Source organism: Corynebacterium sp. LaCa78 (assembly GCF_046717505.1).
Classification (GTDB): domain Bacteria; phylum Actinomycetota; class Actinomycetes; order Mycobacteriales; family Mycobacteriaceae; genus Corynebacterium.
On record NZ_CP177112.1, the window covers coordinates 702,625 to 726,242 of the forward strand.

Genomic DNA, 23,618 nt, shown 5'->3' on the forward strand with positions numbered 1-23,618 from the left:
ATGGCACATAATTCCACGGCCCCAGCAAGCTGCCACAGCACCTCCACCATGCGGATAGCGGCGGAAGGCACGCCGGTCCTGGCACTGGTGGGCGCGCCCAACTCCGGAAAGTCCACCCTCTTTAACGCATTGACCGGCGCGAAGGTCCAGACCGGCAACTGGCCGGGCACCTCCGTCGAGGTCAGCCGCGGGCTCTGGAATGCGCAGCCAGAGGCCTTTGACATCATCGACCTGCCCGGCGCCTATTCACTTGAGCCCATGAGCCCGGATGAGGCCTTTACCAAGCAGATGCTCATTGACTGCCCGGCAGACGAGCGCCCTGATGTCGTCGTGGTCCTCGTGGACGCAACGGCCCCGGCCCGCGGGCTCAACTTGGCGCTGCAAATTGCCGCCGAGCCATACCGCGTGGTCATCGGCGTGACCAAGGAGGATATGGCCGAGCAGCAGGGCATTAGCATCGATACTGAAGCGCTCTCCCGCGCCACTGGCATGCCAGTGGTCAGCGTCAATGGACGGCGCCGGCGCAACCTCGACGGGCTGGAAACCACCGTGGCACAGGCCATGCGCGTCGAGCCAACCATCATCCGCCAGGATTCCGGCCTGGATCAGCGCTTTGCGGATCTCGATGCCGCCGAAAAAGCTGCGGTCCACCGCGTGGAGGTAGGCGAGACCCTCACCCAGCGCGTGGACCGCGTGGTGCTGCACCCAGTGGTGGGCCCGCTGCTCTTCCTCGCGGTGATGTGGGCGGTCTTCTTCATCACCACCACGGTGGCAGGGCCCATGCAGGACGGCCTCGAAGACCTTGTCACCGGTCCGGTCTCGGACGCGGCCCGCGCCGGGCTGGAAGCCATTGGCCTGGATCACTGGCTGATTTCGGGCTTGCTTGTTGATGGCCTCATTGGTGGCGTCGGCATGGTGCTGACCTTCGCTCCGCTACTGGCGCTGATGTTTCTGTGCTTGGCGGTGCTGGAGGATTCCGGCTATATGGCGCGCGCTGCGGTGGTCACCGATAGGGTGATGCGCTCGATTGGCCTGCCTGGCAAGGCCTTTATCCCCATCGTGGTGGGCTATGGCTGCAACGTGCCGGCGATTTCGGCCACGCGAGTGCTTGGCGATGTCCGCCACCGCATCCTTACCTGCCTGCTTATCCCCTTCACCTCGTGCTCGGCGCGGCTTATCGTCTTTATGATGCTGGCGCAGGTCTTTTTCCCAGATCACGCCGGATCGGCGGTCTTTGGCATGTACGTTCTGTCCATCGCCCTGGTGGTAGCCGTGGGCTTGGCATTGCGCAAAACGGTCTGGCGCGCCATGCCGTCCGAGGCACTCGTTATTGACCTGCCTTCGTATCAGCTGCCCACGTTTAAGCTATCGCTCTCGGTCATGTGGGTGCGCCTGAAGGGATTCTTACACACCGCAGGTGGCATCATCGTGGCCACGGTGGTGGTTATTTGGCTGCTCATGTCCATACCCGTCACCGGTGGGCATTCCTTTGACGAGGAAGCCGTCCCGCCGGAGGACTCGGCCTATGGCGCGGTTTCGAAGGCGATATCCCCGGCGTTTGCGCCGGCTGGCTTCGATTCGTGGTCGCTCACCGGCCCGCTGGTAACAGGTTTTGTGGCGAAGGAAACGCTGATTTCCACCTGGGCGCAGACTTACGCCGTCGATGACGTCACGGATGCGGATCCTGAGGAACAAGCCGAGTCTTCGCTGGCCGATCACATCCGCAGCGACTTCGATGCCGCCTCCGGTGGGCACGGGCTGGCCGCGGTGTGGGCGTACATGGTCTTCCTCTTGGCCTATACCCCGTGCGTGGCTACGGTGGCCGCGCAGCGGCGCGAAATTGGCTGGAAGTGGACGCTCATCGGCTTTGCGCTCCAGCTCGTCACGGCCTGGGTCTTGGCAGTCGGAGTCTTCCAGGTGCTGAGGTTATTCCTATGAGCCCTACAGACAAGGTAAAAGAAGCGATCCGCGGCGGTCACTCCACCCCCGCAGACATCGCCCGCGCGACCGGACTGGGGCAGGGGACCGTGGAGGTTATCCTCGCCCACTTGGAACACAGCGCGCAGCTCGTGCGCGAATCGCTCTCCTCGTGCCCCACGGGCGGCTGTGGTAATTGCTCGCACAGTGATGGCTGCTCCGGCGCCGAGGGCGGGCGCCGTGAACCGGTCTTATTGAAACTTACGGTCCGGCCTTAATCCTGCAGCATCTGCAGCGCGGCCTTGTGCAGGCGGCCATTGGAGGCAATGGCCGATCCGCCGTGCGGCCCAGGATTGCCGGACAGATCCGTAAACGTACCGCCGGCCTCGGTCACGAGCAGGGACGGGGCGGCGAGATCCCAGAGGGAGACCTCAGGCTCGGTGGCGATATCGACAGCGCCTTCTGCCACGAGGCAGTAGGACCAGAAATCGCCGTAGCCGCGCAGGCGCCATGTCTTATCCGTCAGGTTGAGGAACTTATCGCGTAATCCACGCTCGGACCAGCCGGTGAGCGAGCTCATGGCAAGGGAGGCATGCCCAAGTTTCTCGATCTGGGAGACGTGCAGGCGCTTCGGCTCACCGCCAAAGACGCGGTAGGCACCGGCGCCTTTCGCTGCGTACCAGCGCCGGCGCAGGGCTGGGGCGGAGACCACGGAGACGACCGGTTCGCCGTCTTCGAGCAGGGAAATAAGCGTGGCCCACACGGGCACACCGCGCACGAAGTTCTTCGTGCCATCGATGGGATCGATGACCCACTGGCGGCCCTCGTAGCAGGCCTGGCCGCCAAACTCTTCGCCCAAAACCTCATCGCGCGGGCGGGAGCGCTTCAGCGAATCGCGAATGTGCTTCTCGCAGTTGAGATCCGCATCCGAGACCGGGGTCAGGTCCGGCTTTTCCTTGACGGATAGGTCGGTGGCCTCGAAGCGGTGCATCGTGACTACATCGGCGTGACCGGCCAACTCGAGCGCGAGACCTAAGTCTTCTTTGAATTTACCCACGGAGCCATTCCTCCATTTGTTGAACTACCTGTTTATTTCCGGCCAAGCACCACTCGACGCCACCGGCTTCTACCTTGCGGGCGGCACCACCAGCGGCCTCAATGAGAGCCTTGCCGGGGAACCAATCCCAATCCGCTACCGAATGCTGCATCCATGCGCCCCACGTGCCTTCTGCCACGGAGGCCAAGTCCACTGAACCGGCACCAAGCATACGGACTGTAGCAAAGTTTTCGGTCACCCGCTGCCACGCCGCACGAATTTCTGGATCCGCCAGCGACGTTGGGTGCAGGTAGGACGAGAGCGAGATTTCTTCTGCCGGCTTATCCTGCAGCTTGGCAACGTCCTTACCATCGAGCGAGGTGGGGTAGTCGCGCCCGCCAAACCAGGTATAGCCCATGGCGGGGCGGTGGACGGCGCCGAGGGCGACCCCGGAGGCATCGGTAAGCGCGAGCGCCGAGCACCAATAATCGGAGCCGGAGGTGAAATTGTAGGTCCCATCGACCGGATCGATGACCCAATTGCGTCCGGACTGGGACTCGCGGGCTGTGCCTTCCTCGCCCACGAGGCCGTCCTCGGGGCGCACGGCCTCTAGCACTCCGGCAACGAAGCGCTCTGCGGCGCGGTCTGCATCCGTGACCACATCAGAAATAGAGGTTTTCTGCTCAACCGAGACGCCCATCTCGCGCAAGCGCCAAGCTAAGCGTCCGGCGTTATACACAAGCGCCTGCGCCAAATGGGCATCCCCATCGTCAGCATGCGCGACAATAAACGTTTTGATGACCGCATCGATCATCTCCTGCAAGCTTGGCTTTTGATCCATGCACACCATTGTCACCCTAAATCCAACCAATGGCTAATTCTGTGGGGGAGGTGGGTAAGATTGGGCCCTATGCGTCCCGAAGTAATTACACGGCTCAAGCAATTGGACACCACCCTGACCACCATTGAAAAGGTCATGGATCCGGAAGCCTTGGCTGCGCGTATTCGGGAACTGGAAGCCCAAGCTGGGGATCCCTTGCTGTGGGATGATCCCGAGCACGCACAGAAGGTCACCTCTGAGTTATCAAGCGCGCAAGCAAAGGTCCGCAAACTGGAGTCTTTGCGCGGGCGCTTAGATGATATGCCGGTGATGTACGAGCTCGCGGAGGAAGAAGGCACCGTCTCCGTTGCCGATGAAGACCTTGCGGAGCTGGAAAGTGCCATCGAATCCCTCGAGGTAACCACCATGCTGTCCGGGGAATATGACCCGCGCGAGGCCGTGATCAATATCCGCTCCGGCGCCGGCGGGGTAGACGCGGCCGATTGGGCGGAGATGCTCATGCGCATGTACACCCGCTGGGCGGGAAAGCACGACCACAAAGTGGATATTTACGATATTTCCTATGCCGAAGAAGCGGGCATTAAATCCGCCACCTTCGTGGTGCACGGGGAATACATGTACGGCCAGCTCTCCGTGGAACAGGGCGCGCACCGCCTCGTGCGCCTTTCGCCCTTCGATAACCAAGGCCGGCGCCAAACCTCCTTTGCAGAGGTCGAGGTCCTTCCCGTGGTGGAGCAAACGGACCACATCGACGTGCCGGATAACGAGGTGCGCGTGGACGTGTACCGTTCCTCTGGTCCCGGCGGGCAATCGGTCAATACCACCGATTCCGCGGTCCGCCTGACGCATATCCCCACCGGCATCGTGGTCACTTGCCAGAACGAGAAATCACAGATTCAAAATAAGGCCTCTGCCATGCGGGTATTGCAGGCCAAGCTCTTGGAGCGCAAGCGCCAGGAAGAGCAGGCGGAGCTCGATGCGCTCGGCGCCGGCGGCAATGCCTCCTGGGGCAACCAGATGCGCTCTTATGTTTTGCACCCGTACCAAATGGTCAAAGACCTGCGCACCAATTTTGAAATGGGCGATCCCTCCAAGGTGCTTGATGGGGACATCGACGGCTTCTTGGAAGCCGGCATCCGCTGGCGCATGCAACAAGAGCGCGGCGAGGATTAACCTCGACCGCGCTCTGCAGGCTTAAGCCGGATAGTGCATCGGGGCTCCCGGTCCGAGTGGGATACCCAGTAGGTACCACACGATAAAGAAGATAAACCAGCCGACGATCATGGCGATGGAATACGGCAGCGCCAGCGACATCAGCGTGCCAACGCCCGCCGGCTTGTAATAGCGCTGCAGGAAGGTCAGCGCCAGGGCGAAGTACGGCGACATCGGGGTGATGATATTTGTCGGTGAGTCACCGATACGGAAGAGCATCTGGGAGACCTCAGGCGAGATGCCCACGTACATCATCATCGGCACGATCACCGGTGCCATCAGTGCCCACTGTGCGGAACCTGAGGTAATGAACAGGTTGAGGACTGCCACCATGGCCACGAGCGCGGCGAACATCAAGATGGGCGGCAGCGACCATGCCTGCAGCAGCTCAGAGCCCTTAATGGCGGTCCACACACCGAGGTTGGACCACTGGAACCACGCCAAGAACTGGGCGACGGCGAAAAAGAGCACCAGCATGGGGACCAAGGTCTTAATGCCTTTAGCCATGAAATCTGGCACGTCGGAGGCGGACTTCAGCGTGCCGGCGTAGATGCCGTAGACGATGCCGCAGACCAAGAATGCCAGGGCAATGGGAACCGCAATCGCGCTAATCAGCGGCGATTCCATGAAGCTATCTTCTTGGCTAGCCAGCGGGGAGCCTGGGATAAAGAGCAGGGCGAAGAAACCCGCGAGGAAGATAAGTAGCGCGATACCAGAGGCAACCAAGCCTTTTTGCTCCTCCGGTTTTACCCGCAGCTCGTCTTCTTCTTCCTCGAAATCAACGTCGCTATCTTCGCCGTCCTCGTCCGTCTCGTCATCAGCGGCGCCGGCAGCCTGGGAGAAGGATACTTCCTCGTAATTAATCTTGTCGTGGTTGACCAGCTCGCGGGCCTTTTTCACCATGAACCATTCCGTGACGGCGGTGATGATAAGCGATAGCACGATAGCGGATGGTATGACGAAGAAGATATTGGCCAGCGGGCTGACCTCATAAGCCTCATCCACGAATTGTGCGGCGGGAGTGGAAATACCGGCCAGCAGGAGGTCAGTAATGTTGAGGATCAGCGAGGCGTTGAAACCCGCCGAGGACGCCGCAAAGGCCACCATGGCACCCACGATGGGGGAGCGGCCCACCGAGTGGAAGGCCATCGCGCCCAGCGGGATGAGGATGACATAAATCGCATCCGAAGCCACGGAACCGGTCACGCCGGCCAGCGCGACGAGGAAGGTAAGGAACTTCGGGCTGACCTTGGTCACCATGGCGCGCACAAGCGCGGACAAGAGCCCAGACTGCTCGGCCACGGCCACACCCAGCATGACGGCAAGGATGACGCCCAACGGCGGGAAGCTCGTAAAGTTTTCCACCGCGTCTGTGACCATACGCGAGATATTCTCGGTGGTCAGGAGTGATTCAACCTCGATGGTATCGCCGGTTTTAGGATCCTCGGCGCTCATGCCAATTAAGTGGCCAATCCAAGAGGTAATGGCGACGATTATCGCGAGGATGACGAAGAGCCAGAAAGGATCGGGGAGTTTATTGCCAATCTTTTCTACGGTGCCTAAAAAGCCGCTTGCTTTCTCCGGTTTTTCTTTGGTTTTAGTCTCGGCCATAGTATCGGCACTTTCTGTCGATCGAGTCGGGCACCATTTCGTACCAGATATTGTGTTCCAGACTACAATACTAGATAGCGTTCACAGGTTGCTGTCAACTTTGATTGCTACAGTAGCGGAGTGATTACTTTCGAAAACGTGACTAAGGTGTATTCCGCCCAGTTCCGGCCCGCGCTCGATGGGGTGTCTTTTGACATTGCGGATGGTGAGTTTGCCTTCCTCATCGGACCTTCGGGGTCCGGAAAGTCCACCTTTCTAGAGCTCATGGTGCGCTATAGCAATGTGACCTCGGGCGATATTTACTTCGGTGACTTCCACGTCAATGAGTTGAAGGGCAAGGATATTAACGCCCTGCGCCAATCCATTGGCTACGTATTCCAGGATTTTCGGCTGCTACCCAAGCTCAACGTGTACCAGAATGTGGCGTTTGCCCTGGAGGTCATCGGCAAGAGCAAGCACCGCATCTCCACCGCGGTGCCGCAGGTACTGGAGATGGTGGGTCTGGAAAACCGCCACCATGCGATGCCGCACGAGCTTTCCGGCGGTGAGCAGCAGCGCGTGGCCATCGCGCGCGCCCTGGTCAATCGCCCGAAGCTGTTGCTTGCCGATGAACCCACGGGCAACCTCGATCCCGCCACCGCCGACGGGATCATGGACTTGCTGCTGCGCATCAACAAGCGTGGCACCACCGTAGTGATGTCCACGCACAATTCCCGCGCCGTGGATAAGGCGCACAAACGCGTGCTGGAATTGCGCGATGGCACGCTCGTTCGCGATGAGCACAACGCAGCCTATTCGGCGCAGGAGGAGCAGGCATGAAGCTAGGATTCATCTTCCGCGAGGCCACTAAGGGTTTGGGCCGCAACCTGACGATGACCATCGCGATGATCATTACCACGGCCATTTCTGTCGGCGCTGTGGTTGCCGGCATCATGGTCACCCACCTCACCAAGGATACGAAGGATATCTACTTGGACCGTGTGGAGGTCATGGTGCAGCTCAACGAGGACATTTCCGCCACGGATCCAAACTGCACCACGCCCGCCTGCGCGGACTTAAAAGAACAGCTGGAATCCGATAGTTCCGTAGAGTCCGTGGAATTTCGCAACCGGGAGGCCTCCTACGAGCGCTTCCGCGAGCTCTTCCAGGACACGGATCCGGTGATGGTGGAACAAACCTCGCCGGACGCGCTGCCGGCAGCGTTGCACGTGCGCCTCGTTGACCCGGAAGAGGCCTCCGCCATCGATGCTGTGCGGGATAACCCGGCGGTAGAAGAGGTCGTGGACCAGCAAGAAGAGGTGCGCGAGGCTGCAAGCAACCTCGATTCCATCCGCACCGCCACCTTCATCGTGGCCATCGTGATGTCCATTGCGGCCATCTTCCTGGTGGCCAATATGGTGCAAATCGCCGCTTTCCACCGCACCCGCGAGACCGAAATCATGCGCATGGTGGGCGCTTCGCGCTGGATGACGCAGGCGCCGTTCGTGGTAGAAGCCGTGCTCGCTTCCCTCATCGGCTTGGTCTTGGGCGGTGCCGGGCTGCTCGTCGCGAAATCTCAAGTGATCGATCCTTCCCTGCAGGGCCTGTATGAATCGCAATTGCTGGCGCCGATGAAGTCCAGCGATCTGTGGGTAGCGCTGCCGCTGGTAGGCCTGCTCGCCTTGGCGGTTACCGCTGCCACCGCGCAGATTACCCTACGTTCTTATGTCCGCCGCTAAGCCGTTTGCCGGGTGCGGTAAACGAGCAGTACACTGAGGCAATTATGGCTAAAAAGGGCAAGAAGAATAAGAAGGCGGCTTCCGGGGACGCCACGCTTGCGACCAACCGCCGGGCCCGGCACGACTATAAGATCCTCGAAGAATTCGAGTGCGGCATCGTCTTGCTCGGCACGGAGATCAAATCCCTCCGGGAGGGCAAGATCTCGCTCAATGATGCCTTCGCCACCATTGATAATGGCGAGGTGTACTTGCGCAACCTGCACATTCCGGAGTATTCGATGGGGTCGTGGACCAACCACAGTCCGCGGCGCACCCGCAAGCTTTTGCTGCACCGCCGGGAGATCGACAAGCTCTACGGGCAGGTGCGCAATGGCAATAAAACCCTGGTGCCGCTCAAGGTGTACCTAAAAAACGGGTACGCGAAGTTGTCGCTGGCGCTCGCGCAAGGTAAGCAGGATTATGACAAGCGCGAGGACATCAAGCGGCGCGACCAGAACCGCGAAATCACCCGCGAGCTCGGCCGCCGCGTGAAGGGGATTAATGCTTAAGACGGTAAAGGTTCACGATGCAGTCAAGGGCGAAGACTCCATTTCCGGAACCGGCGTCCTAGTAGATCGTCTGTGGCCGCGGGGCATCGCCAAGGCGGACCTGGACTATGACGAATGGTTCAAGGACGTGGCGCCTAGCCCCGAGCTGCGCAAGTGGTGGAGCCATGACGAGGATTCTTTCCAGGAGTTTTCGCGCCGCTACCGCGCCGAGCTCGATGACCGCGAGTCGGAAGAGCTCACCCAGCTGCTCTCCTTGGCAAAGGAGGGGGACCTCACGCTGCTCTTTGGCGCTGCCGACCGCGAGATTAACCACGCGGTGGTCTTAAAAGACTGGCTGGAAGAGCACTTGGAGAAATAAAAGCGTCTGCGGTAGTGTTAGAACAACCGTAGGGAATGATGCACTATCCCGTCCCTACAAGTGCTATGGGGTTGATTTGGTTTCGACTTCGTACACTGCGCCAGGGGAAGCGTGCCGGTGAAGGCTATCGACCACCGTTTAAGCGTCGTAGCAAACAAATAAACGCAGAGAAGAACTCTCAGCGTGACTACGCCCTCGCTGCCTAATTGCAGCGACGCGTGTCTGTCAGCCTAGGTTTCGTTCCTGACCTAGAACCTGGCATCGACTAAGGAACTTGCCGTCTGGCTGTGTCATCAGGGCCAGATGGGACTCTTACTGGTGACTGGGCCCATCATCCGGTACGAGTTCGCCCGAACCGGAGGGCCGAGCAGAGATCATGTGCGAACTGCGCACGGAGAAGCCCTGGCAAGGTGACGAAGGACCCGGGTTCAAGTCCCGGCAGCTCCACCGAGAGCCCCAGCTAGATTCAGTTCTAGCTGGGGCTTTTCTCATAAGGTTGCCCGCGCGCGGCTAGGGTGGTGGCCATGCAGCGAGTATTCGATTCCCACCTCCATATCATCGATTTTTCTCACCCCATCCAGGAGAATCAGGGTTATACGCCGCCGGAATTTTTGGTTCCGGAATATGACGTATGGCGCGAGAAGCTGCGCGGTGAGGGCTTTGATATCACCGCCGGCGCGGTCGTCTCCGGTTCCTTTCAGGGCTTTGACCAGGGGTATCTGGCGGATGCGTTAGGGGAGTTGGATAACTTCGTAGGCGTGACGCAGCTGCCTGCCGATGTCCCCGATGCCGAAATCCGCCGCCTCGATGGCCTGGGCGTGCGGGCGGTGCGCTTTAACTTCCGGCGCGGTGGCAGCGCAGCGCGGGAGGACCTCGAGGAGCTCGCCTGGCGGATCTATGACCTAGCCGGCTGGCACGTGGAGCTTTATGTCGACGCGGCTGCGCTGGGCGAAATGGCGCCGGTGCTGAAGAAGCTGCCGGCCGTGAGCATCGACCACCTGGGCCTGAGCGCGCAGGGAGTAGATGGCCTCTTGGAGCTTGTCGATGCCGGCGTAAAGGTCAAGGCCACCGGATTCGGGCGAGTGGACCTCGACCCAGGGGAGGTGGTGCGCCGCATTGTCGACGTCGATCCAACGGCGCTCATGGCGGGTACCGATTTGCCCTCGTAGCGGGCGAGCCGGGTGTTTTCAGTTGATGATTTCCGGCTCATTGAGAAGGCCGCGGGGTACATGCCGATCATGTTTTCTACGCAAATGCAGCGCGTTTCTATGGCCTGGACGATGTGCTTTAGGAAAGGTTACCCTCACCCTTGATTGGTTAGGGTGACTTAAGCTAAGTTAATGGGGCATTTGTTTCTCGTCTATAAGGAAAGCACAATGAAGAAAATTCATCGCGCTCTTTTGTCTGTCGTGGCTGTCGCCTCCCTGGCGCTTACCGCATGTAGCACTGCGGAAGAAGAGGACCAGGGTTCGAACAAGGGGACATCGGAAAGCGCACTGCAGATCGAAGATAATAACGGCACCCATGAGCTGGACGTACCGTTCGAGCGCGTCGCGGTAACGGATAACCGCGCCTTCGAAATCCTCGCGGATTGGGACGTCAACATCGTGGCAGCCCCGCTGGGCATCGTCCCGGATACCCTCTCGGACAAGATCAACGAAGACTCGATCGAGGCCAACCTGGGCATGCACCGCGAACCCGACCTGGAGGCGCTGGTTGCCGCAGAGCCGGACATCGTCATCAACGGTCAGCGCTTCACCCAGCACCAGGCCGATATCGAGGCTTTGATGGAAGATACCCCGGTCCTGGACTTCTCCCCGCGCGATGATAAGGACATGGCGGAAGAACTCATTCGCCAGACCGAAGCACTGGGCAAGATCTTCGACCACGAAGATGAAGCAAAGAAGCTTGTCGATGACTTCAACAAGGCGCTGGACCGCGCCAAGGATGCCTACGATCCTGAGAAGACCGTAATGGCCGTCAACACCTCCGGTGGCGATATCAACTACATCGCCCCAGGTAAGGGCCGCTTCTTCGGACCATTCTTTGACCTGCTGGGCATGAAGCCTTCCCTCGAGGTGGAAAACGCCAGCGATGACCACGAGGGCGATGACATCTCCGTCGAGGCAATTGCTGATTCCAACCCTGACTACATCCTCATCATGGACCGCGACGGTGCCATTGCCAAGGATGAAGCAGGCTACACCCCAGGTAAGAAGCTGGTAGAGGATTCCGCGGCACTCAAGAACGTGACTGCCGTGAAGGAAGGCAAGATCGTTGCCGCTCCGCAGGATACCTACACCAATGAAAACATCATTACCTTCACGGAGACGCTCAACGCGATGGCAGACGCGTTTGAAAAGAACTAGCCACCACTAAAAACCGGAAACCGGAGGGATTTTGTGCCCTCCGGTTTTCAGGTGCGTAAAGGATAGTTATGGAAACCACCACCCGCACAAAGGTCTGGGATTGGAAGCTCGGCCTCGGCGTGCTCATCGTCGCCGCGTTGCTCGTTGCCTCCTTGCTGACCGGGCAGTACGACGTTTTTGGCGCCGACGATGGCGCCGCCATGTTCGGCATTACCCGCTTACCGCGCACCATTGCCTTGGTGCTGGCCGGCGCGGCCATGGCTGTAAGCGGCCTGGTCATGCAGCTGCTTACCCAGAACCGCTTCGTCGAACCGTCTACCACCGGCACCACGGAGTGGGCCGGTTTGGGCTTGCTCATCGTCATGGCCGTCGCGCCCACGTCCTCGATTCTGGTCAAGATGATTGGTGCGGTGGTCTTTTCCTTCCTGGGAACCGTCGTATTCTTCCTCTTCCTGCGCCGGGTGACCCTGCGCTCCTCACTCATCGTGCCGATCATCGGCATCATGCTGGGCGCCGTGGTCTCTGCAATTTCGACGTTTTTCGCCCTGATGACGGACATGCTCCAGCAATTGGGCATCTGGTTCATGGGCTCATTTACAGCGGTGTACAAGGGTCAATACGAGGTTTTGTGGATCGTCCTCTTGGTGCTGGTGGCGGTGTATATCTACGCCGACCGCCTCACCGTGGTTGGCTTGGGCGAGGACGTGGCCACCAACGTCGGGCTGAACTATAACCGCATGTTATTGATGGGAACCGGCCTCATCGCCATTGCTACGGGCGTGGTGACCGTCGTCGTGGGTTCGCTGCCCTTCCTGGGCCTTATCGTGCCCAATATCGTCTCCATGGTGCGGGGCGATGACCTGCGTTCCAACGTTCCCTGGGTCTGCCTGCTGGGCATCGGCATCGTCACGGTGTGTGACCTGGTGGGGCGCGTGATTATCGCCCCATTCGAGATGCCAGTTTCGGTCATTCTTGGCGTCATCGGCGCCATCGTCTTCATCATCATGATTGTGAGGTCGACCCGTGCGAACTAAGATGTCCGCCCCACCCAAGAAGTACTGGATCACGCTAGTCTGCGTATGGGGCCTAGCTGCGGCTTTGGCCTTTGCTTACCTGGCCTATGGCAACCCGATGGAGTTTGGCACCCGCAAGTTTTGGCTCATCGCCCAGCGCCGCGCCGATGCCCTCATCGCCATGGCGATCGTCGCTGTGTGCCAAGCCATGGCCACGGTGTCTTTTCATACCGTGACGAATAACCGCATCTTGACGCCATCCATCATGGGCTTTGAGTCCCTGTACGTTGCCATCAATACCGCGACCATTTTCTTCCTGGGTGCTAGTGGGCTTAACGATGCCCGCACCGTGCCCACCTTCCTCATGCAAATGGGCGTCATGGTGGGCCTTTCCCTGGTGCTTTATTCGTGGCTGCTGACCAATAGAAAGCAGAATATGCACGCCATGCTGCTAGTCGGCGTGGTCATTGGTGGTGGCCTGGGCTCGCTGTCTACCTTTATGCAGCGCATGCTGACCCCCAGCGAGTTCGACGTGCTGACCGCGCGCCTTTTTGGCTCCGTCAATAACGCCGAGACTGAGTACTATCCCATCGCTATTCCCATCGTGGCCATCGCCACCACGCTGTTGGTGCTCAATGCGCGCAAGCTCAACGTGATTTCCTTGGGTGCCGATGTCAGCACCAACTTGGGCGTGAACCACAAAGCGCATGCAATTTACACGCTGGTGTTGGTCTCGCTATTGATGGCGACGACGACCGCACTGGTAGGGCCCATGACCTTCTTGGGCTTTTTGGTGGCTACGCTGGCCTATCAATTCGCCGATACCTACGACCACCGCTACATCTTTCCGATGGCGGTGGGGTTAGCATTCCTCGTGTTGATTGCGGCGTACTTCCTCATGCAGCACGTATTTTCCGCCCAAGGCGTGGTGTCCATCATCATTGAGCTGGTAGGTGGCTCCGTGTTCCTCTTTGTCATTATGCGAAAGGGCCGACTGTGATCGAATTAAAGAACGTTTCTAAAACCTATTCCGCCGAGACCGCTATTGGTCCACTCAACCTGACCATCCCGCAGGGAGGCATCACCGCGCTGGTGGGGCCGAATGGTGCGGGTAAGTCCACGATGCTCACCATGATCGGGCGCCTGCTCGACATGGATGAAGGCAGCATCGAAATCGCCGGCTATGACATCCAATCCAGCAAGTCCGCCGACTTGGCAAAGATCGTGTCTATCCTGCGGCAGGAAAATCACTTCGTCACGAAACTGACCGTGCGCCAGCTCGTGGGCTTTGGCCGTTTCCCCTATACCAAGGGTCGACTCAATAAACACGATGAAGAGGTCATTTCCAAATACATCCACTTCCTACATTTGGAAGAATTGCAGCACCGCTACCTTGACCAGCTTTCTGGTGGTCAGCGCCAGCGCGCGTACGTAGCAATGGTGCTGTGCCAAGAAACCGATTACGTGTTGTTGGATGAGCCGCTGAATAACTTGGACATCTCGCATTCGGTGGACATGATGCGCCACCTGCGCGAGGCTGCCCAGGAATTGGGGCGCACGGTCATCGTGGTTCTGCATGACATCAACTTTGCCGCGCGCTACGCGGACTATATCTGCGCCTGCAAGGACGGGCAGATCGTCGAATTCGGCCCGGCCGAGGAGATTATGCGCGACGATATCCTGACGCCCATCTTCAATACTCCGGTGCGCGTTATCGATGGGCCCGATGGAAAGATCGCGTGCTATCACTAAAAACCAACGTTAGCCTGCGAGTTTGCGTTGTGTAGTGGGGTGGTATAAATTTTAGCGAGTCGCCGAGAGGTAGCCGGTTGGTTACTTTTGAGTGACTTTTTGTACTGACTTGGTTCGAGGATTTGACTTGGTTCAGGTTGTTGGGTAAGTTGGTACGAGCCGCCGATGAGAGGTTAACGTTTGGTTAATTTTCTTGTGGTGTGTGGATGTTGTTTGAGAACTCAATAGTGTGCCAATGTACTTATTTTTTATTTTTGTGTGCATGGTTGTGTGTTGATTGGTCTGTTGGCCAGCAAGCCTAAAGTTGGTTTGTTGGTTGGTGTGTGCCGGTAAGGTATGTGAAGCATGTACCTTTTTGAATACTGTTTAGTGTTTCGGCTGCATTGATGGATTGGTTGGCATGTGATTGTGTTCAACTTTTTGTCTCCCTTTTTTGTGCCCCGTCGGGTTGGGGAGGCAGTTTATTTTTCTTTGTAGTAATTTTTGGACGCCAGCATGAGCCTTTACTGGTTTGTGGTGGTTTGTTCTTTTGGTTAGGTTTGGGCTTTTCACGGCCTATTTCAGGATGTTGTTCTGAAATTTTTCTTTTTGTGGAGAGTTTGATCCTGGCTCAGGACGAACGCTGGCGGCGTGCTTAACACATGCAAGTCGAACGGAAAGGCCCTGCTTGCAGGGTACTCGAGTGGCGAACGGGTGAGTAACACGTGGGTGATCTGCCCTGCACTTCGGGATAAGCTTGGGAAACTGGGTCTAATACCGGATAGGAGCCATCTTTAGTGTGGTGGTTGGAAAGTTTTTTCGGTGTAGGATGAGCTCGCGGCCTATCAGCTTGTTGGTGGGGTAATGGCCTACCAAGGCGGCGACGGGTAGCCGGCCTGAGAGGGTGTACGGCCACATTGGGACTGAGATACGGCCCAGACTCCTACGGGAGGCAGCAGTGGGGAATATTGCACAATGGGCGCAAGCCTGATGCAGCGACGCCGCGTGGGGGATGAAGGCCTTCGGGTTGTAAACTCCTTTCGCTAGGGACGAAGCTTTGTGTGACGGTACCTAGATAAGAAGCACCGGCTAACTACGTGCCAGCAGCCGCGGTAATACGTAGGGTGCGAGCGTTGTCCGGAATTACTGGGCGTAAAGGGCTCGTAGGTGGTTTGTCGCGTCGTCTGTGAAATTCTGGGGCTTAACTCCGGGCGTGCAGGCGATACGGGCATAACTTGAGTGCTGTAGGGGTAACTGGAATTCCTGGTGTAGCGGTGAAATGCGCAGATATCAGGAGGAACACCGATGGCGAAGGCAGGTTACTGGGCAGTTACTGACGCTGAGGAGCGAAAGCATGGGTAGCGAACAGGATTAGATACCCTGGTAGTCCATGCCGTAAACGGTGGGCGCTAGGTGTGAGGGTCTTTCTACGACTTTCGTGCCGTAGCTAACGCATTAAGCGCCCCGCCTGGGGAGTACGGCCGCAAGGCTAAAACTCAAAGGAATTGACGGGGGCCCGCACAAGCGGCGGAGCATGTGGATTAATTCGATGCAACGCGAAGAACCTTACCTGGGCTTGACATACACTAGATCGCTGCAGAGATGTAGTTTCCCTTTGTGGTTGGTGTACAGGTGGTGCATGGTTGTCGTCAGCTCGTGTCGTGAGATGTTGGGTTAAGTCCCGCAACGAGCGCAACCCTTGTCTTATGTTGCCAGCATTTGGTTGGGGACTCATGAGAGACTGCCGGGGTTAACTCGGAGGAAGGTGGGGATGACGTCAAATCATCATGCCCCTTATGTCCAGGGCTTCACACATGCTACAATGGTCGGTACAATGCGCTGCGACACTGTGAGGTGGAGCGAATCGCTGAAAGCCGGCCTTAGTTCGGATTGGGGTCTGCAACTCGACCCCATGAAGTCGGAGTCGCTAGTAATCGCAGATCAGCAATGCTGCGGTGAATACGTTCCCGGGCCTTGTACACACCGCCCGTCACGTCATGAAAGTTGGTAACACCCGAAGCCGGTGGCCTAAACGTGTTAGGGAGCCGTCGAAGGTGGGATCGGCGATTGGGACGAAGTCGTAACAAGGTACCCGTACCGGAAGGTGCGGGTGGATCACCTCCTTTCTAAGGAGCTTTTTATTGGGCTGCAGTTGCAGCCAATGGCCCACTGTTTGTGGGTTGCCCACTGTTGTTTGATGGTGGGTTGGTGGTTGAGTAGGCGAGTGTTCTGCTGCCACCGCATTATGGAAATTCCGGGTAGGACATACACCTTAATCAGCAGGACCGAGTGTTGAGACAGTGCTTTGTGACATGCGTAAAAGTGTCCATGCATACAAAAATGAGTGTTTAGTGGTAAGTCGTTGGTGCATTGTTGGGTGTCTGGGGCATTATCCCCTTTTTTGTGTGCCTGACTGGTTGATGGATGCTGCCTTTGTTGGTGGTGTTGGTTGCTGGTTCGGGGTGTTGTGTGAGAACTGTATAGTGGACGCGAGCATCTGCATGGTGCCACTTGCTTTGTGTGGGTGGTGTTTCATGTGTGTGATGTGATTTTTCTTTTTGTTTATTTTGTCAAGTTCACTTGTTGCTACCGCACGTGGGCTGCGTGACCTTTTGTTGGTTGTGTGGTTTGTGTGTGGTGGTTGGTGTGTTCGTTATTTAGGGCGCATGGTGGATGCCTTGGCATGCTGAGCCGATGAAGGACGTGTAAGGCTGCGTTAAGCCTCGGGGAGTTGTCAATAAAGCGTTGATCCGAGGATGTCCGAATGGGGAAACCTGGCCCTGGTTATGTGGGGTTACCCTTCAGTGAATTCATAGCTGTTGTGGGGGTTACGCGGGGAAGTGAAACATCTCAGTACCCGTAGGAGGAGAAAATAATAATGATTCTGCTAGTAGTGGCGAACGAACGTGGATGAGGCTAAACCGTGTGCATGTGATACCTGGTAGGGGTTGTGTGTGCGGTGTTGTGGGGCCTGATTTTGTGTCATCTACCAGTGGCACGCCCTGTGCATTGTTGTTAGGTGAAGTGGTTTGGAATGATCTACCGGAGTAGGTGAGAGTCCTGTAGCTGAAGATGATGATGTGGGGGTTGTTGGGTTCCCGAGTAGCAACGGGCTCGTGGAATCTGTTGTGAATCTGCCGGGACCACCCGGTAAGCCTAAATACTCAGTGTGACCGATAGTGGATAGTACCGTGAGGGAATGGTGAAAAGTACCCCGGGAGGGGAGTGAAATAGTTCCTGAAACCATGTGCTTACAATCCGTCAGAGCACCTTGTGTGTGTGATGGCGTGCCTTTTGAAGAATGAGCCTGCGAGTCAGCGGCATGTCGCGAGGTTAACCCGTGTGGGGTAGTCGTAGGGAAACCGAATCCTAATGGGGTGGTTAGTGGCATGTCCTGGACCCGAAGCGGGGTGATCTACCCATGGCCAGTGTGAAGCAGCTGTAAGAGGTTGTGGAGGCGCGAACCCACGTAGGTTGAAAACTGCGGGGATGAGCTGTGGGTAGGGGTGAAAGGCCAATCAAACTCCGTGATAGCTGGTTCTCCCCGAAATGCATTTAGGTGCAGCGTCGTATGAGCTTGGTGGAGGTAGAGCGACTGGTTGGTTGAGCGGGACTACAATCTTAGCAATGTCAGCCAAACTCCGAATGCCATCAATTGTGTTGTGCGGCAGTGAGACTGTGGGGGATAAGCTTCATAGTCGAGAGGGAAACAGCCCAGATCGCCGGTTAAGGCCCCTAAGGGTGTACTAAGTGGAAAAGGATGTGGGATCGCGAAGACAGCCAGGAGGTTGGCTTAGAAGCAGCCATCCTTGAAAGAGTGCGTAATAGCTCACTGGTCGAGTGGTTCTGCGCCGACAATGTAGTGGGGCTCAAGTACACCGCCGAAGCCGCGGCAAGCAACAGTTTTTGTTGTTTGGGTAGGGGAGCGTCGTGCATGGGTGGAAGCGTTACCGTGAGGAGGCGTGGACTGTGTGCGAGTGAGAATGCAGGCATGAGTAACGAATTGTAAGGTGAGAATCCTTACCGCCGGATGACTAAGGGTTCCTGGGTCAAGTTCGTCTTCCCAGGGTGAGTCGGGACCTAAGGCGAGGCCGACAGGCGTAGTCGATGGATAACCAGTTGATATTCTGGTACCCGTACATGTGCGCCCATGATGAAGCACTGATACTAACCACTGCGGATACGCTACCTAGCATTCTTTGAGTGTTGGTGGTGTTGATGTCGTGGGGCCTGATGTGTGGTTCAAGTGATGGGGTGACGCAGTGAGGTAGCCGCGCCACTTAGTGGATTGGTGGTGTAAGCGTGTAGGCCGTGTGGTAGGTAAATCCGCTACACATGTGGTTGAGGCGTGATGCGTAGACCCTAAAGGGGTTGATGGTGGTGATCCTGTACTGTCGAGAAAAGCCTCTAGCGAGTGTGTGTATGGCCCGTACCCTAAACCGACACAGGTGGTCAGGTTGAAGATACTAAGGCGTTCGGGTGAACTGTGGTTAAGGAATTCGGCAAAATGCCCCCGTAACTTCGGGAGAAGGGGGGCCCTGTGATGTGAAGACCCTTGCGGTTGGAGTGTTGTGGGGTCGCAGAGAATAGAGGGAAGCGACTGTTTATCAAAAACACAGGTCCATGCGAAGACGTTAAGTTGATGTATATGGACTGACGCCTGCCCGGTGCTGGAAGGTTAAGAGGACCGGTTAGTGACTTTTTTGTTGCGAAGCTGAGAATTTAAGCCCCAGTAAACGGCGGTGGTAACTATAACCATCCTAAGGTAGCGAAATTCCTTGTCGGGTAAGTTCCGACCTGCACGAATGGCGTAACGACTTCTCTGCTGTCTCGACCACAGGCCCGGTGAAATTGCATTACGAGTAAAGATGCTCGTTACGCGCGGCAGGACGAAAAGACCCCGGGACCTTCACTATAGCTTGGTATTGGTGTTTGGTTCGGTTTGTGTAGGATAGGTGGGAGACTGTGAAGCTATCACGCTAGTGGTGGTGGAGTCGTTGTTGAAATACCACTCTGATCGGATTGAGCATCTAACCTTGGCCCATGATCTGGGTTGGGGACAGTGCCTGGTGGGTAGTTTAACTGGGGCGGTTGCCTCCCAAAATGTAACGGAGGCGCCCAAAGGTTCCCTCAGCCTGGTTGGCAATCAGGTGGTGAGTGTAAGTGCACAAGGGAGCTTGACTGTGAGACAGACATGTCGAGCAGGGACGAAAGTCGGGACTAGTGATCCGGCACCTACTTGTGGATGTGGTGTCGCTCAACGGATAAAAGGTACCCCGGGGATAACAGGCTGATCTTCCCCAAGAGTCCATATCGACGGGATGGTTTGGCACCTCGATGTCGGCTCGTCGCATCCTGGGGCTGGAGTAGGTCCCAAGGGTTGGGCTGTTCGCCCATTAAAGCGGCACGCGAGCTGGGTTCAGAACGTCGTGAGACAGTTCGGTCTCTATCCGCCGCGCGCGTTGAAACTTGAAGAAGGCTGTCCCTAGTACGAGAGGACCGGGACGGACGTACCTCTAGTGTGCCAGTTATCCCGCCAGGGGTATCGCTGGTTGGCTACGTACGGAAGGGATAACCGCTGAAAGCATCTAAGCGGGAAGCCTGTTTTAAGATGAGGTTTCTTTTGAGGTCCCCTAAAGACTATGGGGTAGATAGGCCAGACTTGGAAGCACTGTAAGGTGTGAAGGCTACTGGTACTAATTGACCAAAACAAACACACCACAACAACCCAAACAATGTTTGGATATGTTGGGTGGACTTGTGAAGCGAGTAAACAAATAAATGAACACATTATTGTGTGTCGCGTCCACTATGCAGTATCTGACACAACACCCGCACACAGTGTGGTGGGTAGTGTTCTTTTAGGTTTGTCGGTGGTTTATAGCTACAGGGAAACGCCCGGTCCCATTCCGAACCCGGAAGCTAAGCCTGTACGCGCTGATGGTACTGCAACCGGGAGGTTGTGGGAGAGTAAGTCACCGCCGACACCAAACAACAAACAACAAAATAGTGTTTATTTCGAGAGGAGCAAGGTTACCAATTTACTGGTGGCCTTGCTCCTCTTCTGTGTGATCCCAGAATTTTCTATACTGGATTTCATGAGAACTCTTGCACAGGCGGTAACCGGGCTTGTCCGGTCTAATGATCCCGATCTGTACAAAGGTGCTCGGAGCGTGTACTACAGCGACCGCATATTGGAAGCTGCTGAGTTTTTAGAACAGGCAGTAGAGGATCCTGCACAACTTTCTGGCATCGTGCCGCCGAGTCCATCCGATATCGTGCTTGTTGCTCTAGATGCAGTAGAAGAGGTCCTCAAGACTATCCCTAGGGTCAATGATTATGCCCATGCTGTAAGGGATGCCGGCGAAGTCTTGGCGCGGGTAGTTCCCTCCGCGGCGCAGCGAGCTAGTTATTCCGGTAGCGCTTTGGCTGACTGGTTCATACGAATGAACGAGATTCTTTCGGTAGAAGAAATTGACCTTGACCCAGTCTATTTGGCACCTGCTCTCGGGGAAGAGGGCGTGGCCCGCATCCGCTCGTGGTATGCGGCGGAACAGGGCGGTGGCTACGTGGGGCGTCGGCTAGCGGTGCTTGAAGGCACTGCTGAAGCCGTTCTTCGAACCCATGGTTTGCAGGGAAGTGCGGCTACGCGCTATACGGAGATCATTGCCGGTCTTTGTGACATCCGCCGCTATGATCTTGCCTTTGATTGGTCCGAGAAGGCGGTTAACGAGTGCGCCGTGGAGGAAACCCGAAATATAGCCTCGGGTTGGGCTGTGCTTGCCAGGGAGTATTTTCCCGAACATTCGGAACGCGTTGCCCGGACAGTATTCGATACGTACCCGGAGCTGTCGTCCGCTCAGCAACTCTATGCAGTTGCCGCCGACAAGGTGGAAGCTGCGGCGCATATACAACGCTTGTTGGGGAATAAGTCATGGGATTTGGCCATGTTCCAGCACTTGTGCCTTGAAGACCCTGAACTTGCCTGGAGCACCGTCGTTAAGGCGGGAATGGAAGAGTCGATGGCGCACCGATTTCTTGATGACCTCCCGGCGCAGGTTCTTCCTTTTGTTCGCGACGATGTTGCAACTTACCTAGATTCGACGAGGGTCGGCCGCGACATGGGCATCGATCTATTACAAACCATGAGAGAAAAGTCGGCGGAACTGGGAGCGCCCTGGGATACGGATTTCAACACGCTCTTGACAGATCTACGGTGCCGCTACGCAGAGCGGTATGTCATCTTAAGGCGACTCGACGAGGTTTCCCTTATTTCTTGATTCGGCTACCGCTAAAACGCCCAGGCAGTTCCTATTGGCGTGCATGAAGTCAACGGCACCAGGTGGGGGACTGCAAGGCGCGGACAATGCTCACGGGGTGTACAAATCCGTTAACTTGTTGTAAGCGTGTTTACATGAGCGAGTCAGTGATCAGTTTTCGCGTTGACGCGAAGCAAAAGGAGCACTTAGATGCGCTTGCTTCGCGAACTGGACGGACAGGGGCCTTCTATCTTCGCAAGGCCCTAGATTCCTACCTAGATGAACTTGAGTATGTGTATGCGCTTGAAGCCGAGGCCGAAGCAGCACGACGCGGAGAATTGGACACAATCTCGCTGCAGGACTTAGCGGACGAGTGTGGATTGGTCGATTGAGATCACCCCGCGTGCGGCGAAGTCGTTCCTGTAGGTCGGACCAAACGGGAGTCAGCTCCGACTGATTTAAACGATGTTGGTCTTCCGCCTTGCTAACGCGCTTCGCGGTATCAAGAACGGCCTTCCGTAGGGGACTCCAACTACGAGGTGATCACGTTGCCCATCACGCTTGGCTTATTCGACTAGAGTTATTGAAAGCTATTTTCGACACTCTCGTAGATTAAACATTCTAAATAGGGCTATCTAAGCTGATTGCTATCAATGTTTTAGTATTTGACGTGATTTGCATGTATTTACTTGACGTCCAGATGTAAATCTGTATACTTATATCTACACACACCACATCCGCTCACAATGAAAATTGTGATGGTGTGGTTTTCATTTTTATGGGGGTAAAATAGTGAAAAAATACAACAAGCCCCATTTAACCTTCGAACAACAACTAGCACTCCTAGAGGATCGAAAGCTTGTTATCGAAGATCCAGCTAATGCTATCCGCGCCTTAGGAAAAATTGGATATTACCGTCTTTCGGCTTATTGGTATCCTTTCAGGAAGAATAAACCAAAATATCTACGTACAACTAAATTCAATTACCGGTACGATGAATTCGAGCCGAATCATTCTTTTGAACAGGCACTCGCTCTTTATGATTTTGATAGCCGTTTACGACTTTTGCTCCTTGAAGCATTAGGTCAAATCGAAATCCAATTGCGGACTAAGATCGCCTATTTTGCAGGCGAAATAGACGGGTTTATTCACTTACGCCGTTCACTTCTGGATAAAAAGGAGTGTGAGCGCGTTCCTCGTCGAAGTAAGCAAGATTCTTACAGCTATTGGCAAGAGAATTATAAGAAACAGCTAAAACGGGCTCGCAGTGAGGATTTTATCCGTCATCATATGGAGCGCTATGGGGAAGAACTTCCGATTTGGGTAGCGACGGAGATCCTAGATTTTGGTAGCGTGTCTAAGTTATTCGAATTCCTGCCAAAAAATGTAAAGAATAGTATTGCTCCCGCATTCGGGACGCTTCAAGGCAATGTGTTAGCTAGTTGGATAAGAAATTTTAACTACACCGGAAATATCGCAGCCCATCACTCTCGGTTATGGAATCGCCTCATCGTAACGAGAATTCAGGCACCAAATCGAAGCGTAGTGGATCCGGAAATCTTCCATCTTGCGGATTCTAGAGACCCTATTGCGTTTAAAAAGATATATCCAACACTCGCTTTAATTGCTTATACGCTTTCCTATCTTGAGCCCCGGGGGAATTGGCGCAATCGACTAGTCATGCTGCTGGAGCGCTTTCCCAAAATTGATGGGCTTAGCTTGCAAACTATGGGGTTCCCCGACAACTGGGAAAAACTCGGCCTTTGGCGTACAGGCTTGGCATTAGTGAATGGGGCTGCAGTTCCTCCATGGTCAGAGTAAGCTTTTCTACTGCAATATCGCTCTATATAGGAACGGCTTGAGGTAACTCTGCTTCTTGCCCGCGTGATTCCTACGGTGGCTGAAAGATCGTCATTACACAGGATGGCCCATAAGAGTTAGAGCATTTCATGGATTAGCAATTCAGTGAATTTTAGCCAGCACCACCACAACTGACGCGGGCTTG

General features: G+C 56.2%; 16 protein-coding genes, 3 rRNA genes, 1 other RNA gene and 1 pseudogene. 18 read left to right on the top strand and 3 right to left on the bottom strand.

Annotated features, from left to right (window positions below; translation table 11 throughout):
• On the top strand, positions 1-1,938 hold the full coding sequence (feoB, locus tag ACLI1O_RS03475) for a ferrous iron transport protein B (protein WP_239270087.1): 1,938 nt from the start codon (positions 1-3) through the stop codon (positions 1,936-1,938).
• Positions 1,935-2,195: a MarR family transcriptional regulator gene (locus ACLI1O_RS03480; protein WP_239270086.1), complete on the top strand. Its 261-nt coding sequence runs from the start codon at positions 1,935-1,937 to the stop codon at positions 2,193-2,195. The genes feoB and ACLI1O_RS03480 overlap by 4 nt, the downstream gene beginning before the upstream one ends.
• Here ACLI1O_RS03480 and hisN read toward each other — a convergent pair.
• Both hisN and ACLI1O_RS03490 read right to left on the bottom strand, forming a co-directional pair.
• Positions 2,192-2,974, bottom strand: coding sequence for a histidinol-phosphatase (gene hisN, locus ACLI1O_RS03485; RefSeq protein WP_023016942.1), 783 nt, complete (start codon positions 2,972-2,974; stop codon positions 2,192-2,194). The genes ACLI1O_RS03480 and hisN overlap by 4 nt on opposite strands.
• Positions 2,967-3,803: an inositol monophosphatase family protein gene (locus tag ACLI1O_RS03490; RefSeq protein WP_239270085.1), complete on the bottom strand. Its 837-nt coding sequence runs from the start codon at positions 3,801-3,803 to the stop codon at positions 2,967-2,969. The genes hisN and ACLI1O_RS03490 overlap by 8 nt, the downstream gene beginning before the upstream one ends.
• 60 nt (positions 3,804-3,863) lie before the next feature.
• Between ACLI1O_RS03490 and prfB the strand changes: the two genes are divergently transcribed.
• Positions 3,864-4,967, top strand: coding sequence for a peptide chain release factor 2 (gene prfB / locus ACLI1O_RS03495; protein WP_239270084.1), 1,104 nt, complete (start codon positions 3,864-3,866; stop codon positions 4,965-4,967).
• Positions 4,968-4,988: 21 nt separating this feature from the next.
• Here prfB and ACLI1O_RS03500 read toward each other — a convergent pair whose 3' ends face one another.
• Positions 4,989-6,617, bottom strand: coding sequence for an AbgT family transporter (locus ACLI1O_RS03500; RefSeq protein ID WP_284849788.1), 1,629 nt, complete (start codon positions 6,615-6,617; stop codon positions 4,989-4,991).
• A gap of 120 nt (positions 6,618-6,737) precedes the next feature.
• On the opposite strand from ACLI1O_RS03500, the gene ftsE reads away from it, so the two are divergent.
• The 15 genes and pseudogenes from ftsE to ACLI1O_RS03575 all read left to right on the top strand — a co-directional run bounded on the left by ftsE (position 6,738) and on the right by ACLI1O_RS03575 (position 23,434).
• Positions 6,738-7,436, top strand: coding sequence for a cell division ATP-binding protein FtsE (gene ftsE / locus ACLI1O_RS03505; protein ID WP_239270082.1), 699 nt, complete (start codon positions 6,738-6,740; stop codon positions 7,434-7,436).
• A complete protein-coding gene (gene ftsX, locus ACLI1O_RS03510; protein WP_239270081.1) occupies positions 7,433-8,335 on the top strand; it encodes a permease-like cell division protein FtsX in 903 nt (300 codons plus the stop codon). Before ftsE ends, ftsX begins: the two co-directional genes overlap by 4 nt.
• Positions 8,336-8,379: 44 nt before the next feature.
• Positions 8,380-8,883: an SsrA-binding protein SmpB gene (smpB, locus tag ACLI1O_RS03515; protein ID WP_023016945.1), complete on the top strand. Its 504-nt coding sequence runs from the start codon at positions 8,380-8,382 to the stop codon at positions 8,881-8,883.
• Positions 8,876-9,241: a DUF488 domain-containing protein gene (locus ACLI1O_RS03520; protein ID WP_239270080.1), complete on the top strand. Its 366-nt coding sequence runs from the start codon at positions 8,876-8,878 to the stop codon at positions 9,239-9,241. The genes smpB and ACLI1O_RS03520 overlap by 8 nt, the downstream gene beginning before the upstream one ends.
• 67 nt (positions 9,242-9,308) lie before the next feature.
• Positions 9,309-9,691: a transfer-messenger RNA gene (gene ssrA / locus ACLI1O_RS03525) on the top strand.
• A gap of 74 nt (positions 9,692-9,765) precedes the next feature.
• Positions 9,766-10,532: pseudogene (locus ACLI1O_RS03530) on the top strand (amidohydrolase family protein).
• Positions 10,533-10,617: 85 nt separating this feature from the next.
• A complete protein-coding gene (locus tag ACLI1O_RS03535; RefSeq protein WP_370657801.1) occupies positions 10,618-11,610 on the top strand; it encodes a siderophore ABC transporter substrate-binding protein in 993 nt (330 codons plus the stop codon).
• Positions 11,611-11,678: 68 nt separating this feature from the next.
• Positions 11,679-12,644: an ABC transporter permease gene (locus ACLI1O_RS03540; protein WP_239270078.1), complete on the top strand. Its 966-nt coding sequence runs from the start codon at positions 11,679-11,681 to the stop codon at positions 12,642-12,644.
• 1 nt (position 12,645) lies between these two features.
• Positions 12,646-13,623 carry an iron chelate uptake ABC transporter family permease subunit gene (locus ACLI1O_RS03545; RefSeq protein WP_239270097.1) on the top strand — a complete coding sequence of 326 codons (978 nt, stop codon included), beginning with the start codon at positions 12,646-12,648 and terminating at the stop codon, positions 13,621-13,623.
• A complete protein-coding gene (locus tag ACLI1O_RS03550) occupies positions 13,620-14,375 on the top strand; it encodes an ABC transporter ATP-binding protein (RefSeq protein ID WP_023025818.1) in 756 nt (251 codons plus the stop codon). The genes ACLI1O_RS03545 and ACLI1O_RS03550 overlap by 4 nt, the downstream gene beginning before the upstream one ends.
• A gap of 587 nt (positions 14,376-14,962) precedes the next feature.
• Positions 14,963-16,480, top strand: a 16S ribosomal RNA gene (locus ACLI1O_RS03555).
• 520 nt (positions 16,481-17,000) lie between these two features.
• Positions 17,001-20,073 (top strand): 23S ribosomal RNA (locus tag ACLI1O_RS03560).
• A 150-nt stretch (positions 20,074-20,223) separates the two neighbouring features.
• Positions 20,224-20,341: ribosomal RNA gene (rrf, locus tag ACLI1O_RS03565) — 5S ribosomal RNA — on the top strand.
• Together the 16S, 23S and 5S rRNA genes form the textbook arrangement of a ribosomal RNA operon.
• A gap of 111 nt (positions 20,342-20,452) precedes the next feature.
• Entirely contained in the window at positions 20,453-21,634 is a 1,182-nt protein-coding gene (locus tag ACLI1O_RS03570) for a hypothetical protein (RefSeq protein ID WP_239270163.1), read from the top strand.
• Between the two features lie 771 nt (positions 21,635-22,405).
• Positions 22,406-23,434 (top strand): Abi family protein, encoded by a 1,029-nt coding sequence (locus ACLI1O_RS03575; protein ID WP_411706966.1) that lies wholly within the window; start codon positions 22,406-22,408, stop codon positions 23,432-23,434.
• Positions 23,435-23,618: the final 184 nt, after the last annotated feature.